Source organism: Mycobacterium sp., from assembly GCF_025965855.1.
GTDB lineage: Bacteria > Actinomycetota > Actinomycetes > Mycobacteriales > Mycobacteriaceae > Mycobacterium.
Genome location: NZ_JAOPWB010000053.1, coordinates 1 through 6,999, shown reverse-complemented (window position 1 = coordinate 6,999; position 6,999 = coordinate 1). Strand labels below are relative to the sequence as shown.

The following is a 6,999-nucleotide window of genomic DNA, read 5'->3' as shown; positions in this document are numbered from 1 at the left end:
GCCGCCGCCTGGGCGCGCACCTCACCCGCCGAACGGGCCGACGCGATCGCGGCGGCCGCGGCCGACGTCCGCGCCGCCGCCGACGAACTCGCCGAACTGAACGAGCGGGAAACCGGGAAACTGCGCGACGACGCTCGCGGCGGCGTGGACGCCGCAGTCGGCACCCTGTTGCAGTACGCCCAGCTCGGACCCTTGCACCGCGGGCGCAGCCTGCAGGGCGGGTGGTCCGCGACTGATCTGATGGTTCCCCAGCCGCGCGGAGTCGTCGCGGTGTTGACGCCCTGGAACGACCCCGTCGCGGTCGCCGCCGGGCTGCTCGGCGCGGCGCTCGTCACCGGAAACACCGTGGTCCACAAGCCCAGCGAGCGCTGTCCACGGACGGGTCGGCGGTTTGCCGAGCTGTTGGCCGCCCGGCTGCCCGGGGGTGTCTTGGAAATCGTTGACGGCGACGGAACGGTCGGTGCGCGACTGGCCGAGGCGGAGCGCGTCGACGTGGTCGCGCACGTGGGCAGCAGCGCGACCGGTCGAGAGATCGCCCGCGCCTGCGCGGAACGCGGCGCCAAGGCCCTGCTGGAGAATGGCGGAAACGACGCGTTGATCGTCGACACGGATGTCGACCCCCGCTGGGCGGCCAGTCAGGCGGCGCTCGGCGCCTTCGCCAATGCGGGTCAGATCTGCGTGTCGGTGGAGCGGGTGTATGTCGTCCAGCCGATCGCCGAGCCGTTCGTCGACGCGTTGGTCGACGAGGCGGCGTCGTGGGCCGATCGGATCGGGCCGTTGGTCGACGAACGCCACCGCGATCATGTGCACAGCCACGTCGAGGACGCGGTGCGGCGCGGCGCTCATGTCCTGGCTGGCGGCGAACCGCGGCCGGGGCAGGGTTCGTTCTATCCGCCGACGGTGCTGACGGACTGCACGCCGGACATGCTGGTGCTGCGCGATGAGACCTTCGGTCCGATCGCGCCGGTGCGAATGGTGCCGGACTTCGCTGCCGCCCTGAAAGAGGCCGCCGACGACCGCTTTGGCCTGGCCGCCACCGTGCTGACCGGCGACATGGCGCACGCGCAGGAGGCGTGGCGCAGCCTCCCGGTCGGCACGGTCAAGATCAACAACGTGTTCGGGGGCGCTCCGGGGGGAGCGTCCGAGCCGCGCCGGGCCAGCGGCACGGGCTTCGGCTTCGGTCCCGAGCTCCTCGACGAGATGACCACCATGAAGGTGGTGCACTGGTCGCCGCTTTGATTCCCGCGAAAGTGCAACCGCCGACGCCTCCACTCGAGAAACGTGTCGCTAGTTGCACTTTCGCGGCCCGAGTTGCGCTGCCCGTTTCGGGGCGTGCGACCCACGTCGGCATTCGGCGCAGGGGCGGTGCCCTGCGGCCAGCGCGACTGCCTCGTCGAGGAAGAACAGCGGCGTGTCGTGGTTGGGCGCCCACTGCACGACTCGACGATCCCTGAATGACAGCGCGCAGGTGATCCAGGTCTTGTGCTGATGGTTGGGCACGGCGGTTGCCCATCCACGCGCCGCGGCCCGGGTCGCGATGATCTCGCCCAGCGGCGAGACCCGGTTGCGCGCCGGCCCGTCCGTCATCGGCTCCGTTCGAGGTCGAGCAGCACGCGCTTGGTGGCCGGTCCGCCGCGGTAGGCGCCCACCGTTCCGTCGGAACGGATCACCCGGTGACACGGCACGAAGATGGGGATCGGGTTGGTCGCGCACGCGGTGCCGACGGCGCGTACGGCCTTGGGGGAGCCGGACAGTCGGGCCAGGGTGGCATAACTGGCGGTGTCGCCGTAGCTGACCTCGGCGTTGAGGTGTTCCAGCACGGTGCGCCGAAAACCTTGGGACAGCGACCAGTCCAGCGCGACATCAAAGCTGTGACGGCGGCCGGTGAGGTATTCGTCGAGTTGCCGCGCCATCGGATCCAGCCTTGTGCGCGATTCGAGCACCCGCGGGCTGATGCGCTCCGCGAGGCTTTGCAGCACGCTGTCGCGGTCTTCGTTGGCGAACGCCACCCGCAGCAGCCCGCGCGGGGTGGCCGCCAACAGCAGTGGTCCGACGGCGGAGTCCACGGTGCGATAGGCGATGTCGAGCAGACCGCCGGCCTGGGCGTCCTGTTCCAGGCGGGCGTGCAGGCGCTGCAGCTGATCCCGGTCGACGGGGTAGTGCTTCCTGAGGTCCGGTGTGGTCATTCGTGATTCCTTGTCGTGTCGATGAGGGGATAGGTGCGGCGGAGGGTGGCGATGCCGTCGGCCGCGGCGCGCCGGGCGGCAGCAACGCTGCTGTCGAGAATCGCCGCGATCTCGGCGTAGGGGAGGCCGGCCAGATAGTGGTAGGCGACGGCCTGGCGCTGTTTGGGCGGCAGCGCGCCCACCGCGGCGTCCAGGTCGAGATCGTGCGCGTCGGCCCGCTCGGGAGCGGGGGAGTCGGGCGGATCGGCGACGGGGACGGCCCGCCGTGTCGCCGCACGCGCGATGTCGATGGCTTTGCGGTGTGCGATGGTCACCAGCCACGCTTCGACATTGGCGTCGGACGGCAGCTGCGGGTAGGCCTTCAGGGCGGCCAGGAACGTGTCGGACCAGGCGTCATCGGCATCGACGTGGCCAATCACCGCGCGAACGACTCGCCACACCGTGAGGCCGTGCCGAGCCACAACCGCCTCGAAAGGCGGCTTGACGGGCCGATCGACATTCATCCTGACGTCACCGACGGGTTCGGGCGAGCATTCGATTTCCTCCGTAACTCCTATTGTGAAGACGTCGGCGCGCCGTCGAATGTGAGACGCCTCGGGGTCAGCGATTTGATTAGTTCTGCGGATTCGACGAATCTAGCGCTGCCGCATTCTAATTGACATGAACGTCGCCTATGGCATGTCGAAGAACACCGCCGCCTTTTTCATTCAGGCCGCCGTCCGCTTGACCCGTGGCAGCGACTGTTCCTCGGCATCACCGTCCTGTTTCTCGTCTCTAGCGCGTTCACACTGGCCAAGGTGACCTGCGATCAACAAGAAGCCGCGACCGTGCGCGTCCGATTGGACGAAGCCGGGGTGGAAAGCCTGCTCGCGGAATACAACCCCGACACCGCCGCGAGCTGAAAACTTCCGTTCCTTAGCAGGTGCGTCGCGCCGAGCGTGCACCTAGGCCGAGTCTTCGGCCGAATCTTCGCACTGGCTACACGCTCGGCGCACGAGTAGAGCCCGCATATGCTGAGCCCACTGGCGACCCACACTTCGGATCCGACTGCGCCGCTGAGGCGCGCGGCGCAAGTGTTTCGCCTGCTCAGTTGCGTGTACGCGCTGGGATTCCAGAGCGCGGGGTCGTACGCGGCCGCCCAGCTCGCTCGGTCGTGCGCGACGGGCAGGCACTGCCGCCGACGACACCATATGTCGAGCTGCAAGAGTGCCTGGGTGAGTACGAGAGCCGGGCGGGGCACAACGTAATCGTCTTGACCTCACATTCTCGAGCTGTTCGTCGTTTACCGGGAAAGGAGGTTGAACGATGCACACACGACACACGGTGATCGATAGCCCGCTCGGCGAGCTGACGCTGGTCGCCGACGGTGATGCCCTGACGGGCGTGTATTTCCGGCATCATTGGCACCCGCCCACCGCTGCCGCACTGGGTCGGTCCGTAGAACCGGTTGCCGATGAAATCTTTCGGTGCGCCGCAGAGCAGCTGCACCAATACTTAACCGGAGAGCGCACACAGTTCGATGTCCGCATCGCCCTGGCCGGTGAGCCGCGCCTGCGGCGAGTCTGGGAACTGTTGCCCGACATTGGCTACGGCGAGACCATCACCTACGGCGAGCTGGCGGCCGCGCTGGCTGACGGCTCCACCGCATACGAAGTCGGTCAAGCCGTCGGGCGAAATCCGCTCAGTATCGTCGTCCCGTGTCACCGCGTCGTCGGAAAGAATGGCGCGCCAACCGGTTACGCGGGAGGCGTAAGCCGGAAACGATTCCTGCTGGACCTGGAAGCGCCGGTACCCGCGGTGGCCGGCAGATTGTTCTGATGCCGTCGAAATGGGATCGGCGGGTCAATGGCGCGGACTGGGACGCGGTCACCGCCAACATGAACGATGTCGGCGGTGCACTGCTTCCGCGGCTGATGACTCCCAGCGAGTGCGCGGCGGTGCTTGACCTCTACTCCGACGACAGCTTGTTTCGCGCCACGATCGACATGACCCAACACCGCTACGGGCAAGGCGAGTACCGCTACTTCACGCGGCCCTACCCGCACCCGATCGAAGAGCTGAAACAGGCGCTCTACCCGCGGTTGTTGCCGATCGCCCGCGACTGGTGGACCAAGCTGCGACGCGACCCTCCCTGGCCCGACACACTCGACGAATGGCTGGACATGTGCCATCGCGCCGGCCAAACGAAACCCACCGCTCTATTGTTCAATTACGGGCCGGGCGACTGGAACGCGCTGCACCGAGACCTTTACGGGGACCTCGTTTTTCCGATGCAGGTCGTGATCAACCTCAACGAGCCGGGCGTGGCGCACACGGGCGGCGAATTCCTGCTCGTGGAGCAGCGGCCCCGAGCGCAGTCACGCGGCACGGCCACCATACTGCCGCAGGGACACGGCTACCTCTTTACCACCAGGGAACGGCCGGTCCGCTCGACGCGGGGATGGTCAGCCGCCCCCGTGCGCCACGGGGTGTCGGTCGTCCGCTCCGGTCAGCGCTGCACGCTGGGCTTGATCTTTCACGACGCTGCCTGAACACCGCCGTAACTGCGTGCGGCACGATGGTGTGCATGGAGCTTTACGACGTCATGCGATCAACGCCCGCGGTGCGCGAATTCACCGACGACCCGCTTCCCGATGACGTGCTGGCACGGATTCTCGACAACGCCCGCTTCGCACCGTCCGGCGGCAATCGGCAGGGCGTTCGCGTCATCGTGCTGCGCGACAACGACACCCGGGCGGTGTTGGCCGAACTCGGACTTCCCGCCGCCCGCCGGTACACCGCGCAACTCGCCAACGGCGAGTCGCCGTGGAATCCGTTGCAGCCGACCGGCGTCGACGCGTCGACGATCGAGATGACGGAGGCGCCCGCGCAGATGTCGGCCCCGCTTCGCGACGCCCCGGTGGTGCTCGTAATCTGCCTGGACCTCGGCGTCGTCGCCGCCACCGATCAGAACCTCGATCGCGTCGGCGTGGTGCCCGGGGCCTCGGTCTACCCGTTCGTGTGGAATGTGCTGCTGGCCGCGCGCCATGAGGGCTACGGTGGGGTTCTGACCACCATGGCCGTCGCCGAGGAGCCCCGCGTCAAACAGCTGCTCGGTGTGCCCGACACGTACGCCATCGCCGCGTTGGTGCCGCTGGGCAAACCGGTGCGCCGGGTGACGAAGCTGCGACGACGGCCGGTCGCCGAGTTCGCCACTCGTGAGCGTTTCGACGGGGCACCGTTCACTGGTTAGGTGGGCACCGACACAACCGCGGCGCCCACCATGGCTCACCGGATCTGTTGCGCCCCATACCAGACGCCATCGGGGGACCCGATCGCGCCGGCGCGCTCGCGCGCTGCGGCCAGTTCGGGCGAGGTAGCGAATTGGAATCAATAGCCCTGCGCTACAGGCCAATTCGTCACAGTGATGCAGAGCCAGCGGTAGAAATCAAGCAGGTACTTGAGCAAGCAGCGCCTCGGCTTGCTTGACCCGGCGCCGGGTCCGGGCAAGCTTTCCCGACTTCATCTCCTTGCGCCAAACCGGGAACTCGTCGCCGAACTGCTGATGCTCGGCCCCGGCGGACTCGTAGATGACGTAGCCGCCCTTGAGAATGCTGAACGGGGCGTGCAGTTTGCCCAGCTTGTCGTACTGCGCGGTGGCGTGATTCGACAGCGGATCGAACCACGCCGGCGTCACGAAGTTGGACACCGAGACGCCGTTGACCACATAGGTCGGGGCCTCGACCGGGTCGCACACCTCGAAGCTGTACGCCTTCCCGTGGCCGTCATTGGCCCACAGGTTGCAGTTGGGATCGATGAACATCTCGAGCACTTCGTGCGACAGGACGCTGGACACGCTCCAGTCCCCGGTTGTCGCCTTCCCTCCGTTGTCCAGCTCCGGCTTGGCCGCCACCACGCCCCACAGCTTTCCGCCCTGGTCCTCGGTGTGGTAGCCGAGCACGCCCGTTGGCTGGTCCTTGATCGTGTCGACCAGAGCGATGCCGTGGGCCGTCGCGGGCACGTCGTTGGAGTTGGTGTAGAAGATCACCGCCGCGGGAGCCCGGTCCCACAGCGGGGCAACATCCAATCGGACTTGCGCGGCGATTGCCTGGGTCATGGTGGCGGCATCCTCGTTGGATACCAAATTGGACTGGTTGAGAATCGCGATAAGCATATATCCGCTCCCGTTTGTTGTTGATCTGGATCAAAATTCTGCACCCTCCCACGCACCCGCCACATGAGTAATTGACTACTCGATCGCTGTTTCCGCGGCGCCGAACAGTTGCGCGGCCGACAAGTGTTTGCCGGTATCCCTTGCCCGCAATGGCGACGCAGTGGAGTGCGAACGGCACGACCAGGTCGAAGTTTAGGCGGATCGCCTCGTAAATCGTTGCAATACAACGCAACTCGTATCATTCAACGAGTACTGCTGCGTGTCCGCGTGGTGCGGGTTCCGACAGGTGGACTGGTGGCGGATGGGGGAATCTGCCGAACGCTGGTGGCGGCCCGATGGTCCAGACAGGCGCGGACCTATGGTACTAATTTCAGTACCATATATGGTACTATTGTCGCGTGCCTTCGTTGAATATCCCATTTACCGAAGAAGAGCTTGAGGCCGTCCGCATCGCGGCGGCCGGCGGCGACATGTCTCTGCGTGCGTTTGCGCACCAGGCGATCCTGTCTGCGGCCAGCGAGCACAAGCGACGGGTGGCTGAGGCCGCGAAGATTGTCGCGACGAGGTCGGCCGAGCTCAACCAGCGTCTGGCGTGACCCAATTCCTCGACCGCGACGACGTTCTCACCGCCGGCGCTGCCGCTGTCGGGCAGATACTCAC

The 6,999-nt window shown here is 66.7% G+C and carries 9 protein-coding genes and 1 pseudogene; 6 read left to right on the top strand and 4 right to left on the bottom strand.

Translation table 11 applies throughout. The annotated features are described in order from the left end of the window. Window positions 1-1,239 (top strand): aldehyde dehydrogenase family protein (locus JWP83_RS03860; RefSeq protein ID WP_297726042.1); only part of this gene is annotated, 1,239 nt, incomplete at its 5' end. A gap of 48 nt (window positions 1,240-1,287) precedes the next feature. Here the strand turns inward: JWP83_RS03860 and JWP83_RS03855 are convergent. From JWP83_RS03855 to JWP83_RS03845, 3 genes are read right to left on the bottom strand one after another with little or no spacing between them, the layout of a single operon-like run. Continuing rightward, window positions 1,288-1,587 carry a hypothetical protein gene (locus tag JWP83_RS03855; RefSeq protein WP_297726039.1) on the bottom strand — a complete coding sequence of 100 codons (300 nt, stop codon included), beginning with the start codon at window positions 1,585-1,587 and terminating at the stop codon, window positions 1,288-1,290. Beyond that, entirely contained in the window at window positions 1,584-2,186 is a 603-nt protein-coding gene (locus JWP83_RS03850) for a methylated-DNA--[protein]-cysteine S-methyltransferase (protein ID WP_297726036.1), read from the bottom strand. The genes JWP83_RS03855 and JWP83_RS03850 overlap by 4 nt, the downstream gene beginning before the upstream one ends. After that, entirely contained in the window at window positions 2,183-2,689 is a 507-nt protein-coding gene (locus JWP83_RS03845) for an RNA polymerase sigma factor (RefSeq protein WP_297726033.1), read from the bottom strand. The genes JWP83_RS03850 and JWP83_RS03845 overlap by 4 nt, the downstream gene beginning before the upstream one ends. A 157-nt stretch (window positions 2,690-2,846) precedes the next feature. Between JWP83_RS03845 and JWP83_RS03840 the strand changes: the two are divergent. From JWP83_RS03840 to JWP83_RS03825, 4 genes and pseudogenes are all read left to right on the top strand, one after another. Then, window positions 2,847-3,088: pseudogene (locus tag JWP83_RS03840) on the top strand (YiaA/YiaB family inner membrane protein). A 403-nt stretch (window positions 3,089-3,491) separates the two neighbouring features. After that, complete coding sequence (locus tag JWP83_RS03835) at window positions 3,492-4,004, top strand: methylated-DNA--[protein]-cysteine S-methyltransferase (protein WP_297726030.1); 513 nt, start codon at window positions 3,492-3,494, stop codon at window positions 4,002-4,004. Beyond that, the gene (locus JWP83_RS03830) at window positions 4,004-4,717 is read left to right on the top strand and encodes a 2OG-Fe(II) oxygenase (RefSeq protein WP_297726028.1); all 714 of its coding nucleotides are present in this window, start codon (window positions 4,004-4,006) and stop codon (window positions 4,715-4,717) included. Before JWP83_RS03835 ends, JWP83_RS03830 begins: the two co-directional genes overlap by 1 nt. A gap of 35 nt (window positions 4,718-4,752) precedes the next feature. Continuing rightward, window positions 4,753-5,418, top strand: coding sequence for a nitroreductase family protein (locus JWP83_RS03825; protein ID WP_297726025.1), 666 nt, complete (start codon window positions 4,753-4,755; stop codon window positions 5,416-5,418). 195 nt (window positions 5,419-5,613) lie between these two features. On the opposite strand, the gene JWP83_RS03820 is transcribed toward JWP83_RS03825, so the two are convergent. Then, window positions 5,614-6,339 carry a hypothetical protein gene (locus JWP83_RS03820; RefSeq protein WP_297726021.1) on the bottom strand — a complete coding sequence of 242 codons (726 nt, stop codon included), beginning with the start codon at window positions 6,337-6,339 and terminating at the stop codon, window positions 5,614-5,616. Window positions 6,340-6,737: 398 nt separating this feature from the next. Between JWP83_RS03820 and JWP83_RS03815 the strand changes: the two genes are divergently transcribed. Then, on the top strand, window positions 6,738-6,935 hold the full coding sequence (locus tag JWP83_RS03815) for an antitoxin Phd (protein ID WP_297726018.1): 198 nt from the start codon (window positions 6,738-6,740) through the stop codon (window positions 6,933-6,935). The last annotated feature ends 64 nt before the right edge of the window (window positions 6,936-6,999 follow it).